Source organism: Pantoea sp. ME81 (genome assembly GCF_903970985.1).
Taxonomy (GTDB): Bacteria; Pseudomonadota; Gammaproteobacteria; order Enterobacterales; family Enterobacteriaceae; genus Pantoea; species Pantoea communis.
Genome location: NZ_CAJCKS010000344.1, coordinates 1 through 1,607, shown reverse-complemented (window position 1 = coordinate 1,607; position 1,607 = coordinate 1). Strand labels below are relative to the sequence as shown.

The window sequence follows — 1,607 nt, the reverse complement described above, 5'->3', positions numbered from 1 at the left end:
GATCGGTCGCAAACCGGTATACATGATGGGTGCACTGCTGATTGTGATTTCCATCGTGCCGTTCTTTTATGCCCTGTCCCAAAACAGCTACTGGCTAACGCAAATTGCGATGATTGTCGCGCTGACGCTGGGCCACAGTATGTGCTACGCCCCACAGGCTTCCTGGTTCCCGGAACTGTTCCCGACGCATATTCGCTGCAGCGGCATTGCAGTGATTTGGCAGGTGGGATCGTTAATTGGCAGTGGCGTGCTTGGCTTAGTCGCGGTGAAGATCCTGCAGGCCACCGATGGGCACTGGTATGGCCTGGCGCTGTATGTTGCAGTACTGGGGGTGATTTCCGTTGTAGGCCTGCTTCGATTGCCTGAAACGGCCCCAGGCCGACGTGATGGCGAATATCATACCTGGGAACAACATTAATTAACGATGGGCGCACTAAGGTGCGCCCATATGCTTTATTCAGATATGCAATGCCATTTAAAGCATTTGCCAGATCCCCTTCTTGCAATAGCATGACTTTTCTCTTCTTTATCCTCACAGCTGAATCGCTAGCCCATGCGCAAACTGTACCAACGTTGCCTCTCGTTAAATGATTTCGAGAAATATGCCCAAAAGCGTCTGCCCCATCCGCTGTTCGCTTATGTATCCGGTGGTGTTGAGGACAACATTGCGCTCCATCATACTCAGCAATCCTATGCTCATTACGGCCTGATACCTGAAAACATGGTCGATGTGTCGCAACGTAATACTGAGGTAGATCTGTTTGGGCATCGCTATGCGGCGCCTGTGGGTATTGCGCCGATGGGCATCTCTGCCATCACCGGTTTTCAGGGCGATATTGCTTTAGCGCGGGCAGCGGCGAGCAAGAACGTGCCCTTTATTATGAGCGGTTCCTCGTTGATTCCACTGGAGGACGTGGCTGCGGCTAATCCAGCGATGTGGTTCCAGGCCTATTTGCCAAAGACGCTGGAAGAGATTGATGCGTTGGTGGATCGCGTCAAGCGTGCGCGCATATCCGTACTGGTCGTGACGGTGGATACGCCTGTCAAAGCTAACCGGGAAAACAACGTGCGCGCCGGATTTTCCACGCCATTCCGCCCCAGTCTGGCCTTGGCGTGGCAAGGCGTCACTCATCCCCGCTGGCTTTACGGCACGCTGTTGAAAACCTTACTGACCTCGGGCATACCTTATTTTGAGAACAACAACGCAGTGCGTGGCGCACCGCTGTTTTCCAAAAATGCCGTGCGTGACTTCAGTGGGCGCAGCCATCTCACCTGGCAGCATATCGAACATATTCGTCAGCGCTGGGCAGGCGCGATGGTAATTAAAGGCATTCTCAGTCGTAACGATGCATTACGTTGTAAATCCATCGGCATCGACGGCATTGTGGTCTCGAATCACGGCGGTCGTCAGTTGGATACGGTGATCCCGCCGATTTGTGTCCTGCCCGAGATTGTCACCGCTGCGGGAAATATGACGGTGATGATGGACAGCGGCATCCGACGTGGCACCGACGTCATCAAAGCATTGGCGCTGGGGGCAAAGGCCTGCTTTGTTGGCAGGCCTTTTAACTATGCAAGTGCGGTAGGCGGAACATCGGGCGTTGAGT

At 53.8% G+C, this 1,607-nt stretch carries 2 protein-coding genes; both read left to right on the top strand.

Annotation, left to right across the window (positions count from 1 at the left end):
- Positions 1-418: MFS transporter (locus tag H7A81_RS27195; RefSeq protein WP_182059329.1), on the top strand; the 418-nt coding region annotated here is incomplete at its 5' end.
- Positions 419-553: 135 nt separating this feature from the next.
- Positions 554-1,607 (top strand): alpha-hydroxy acid oxidase (locus tag H7A81_RS27190; RefSeq protein ID WP_182059328.1); only part of this gene is annotated, 1,054 nt, incomplete at its 3' end.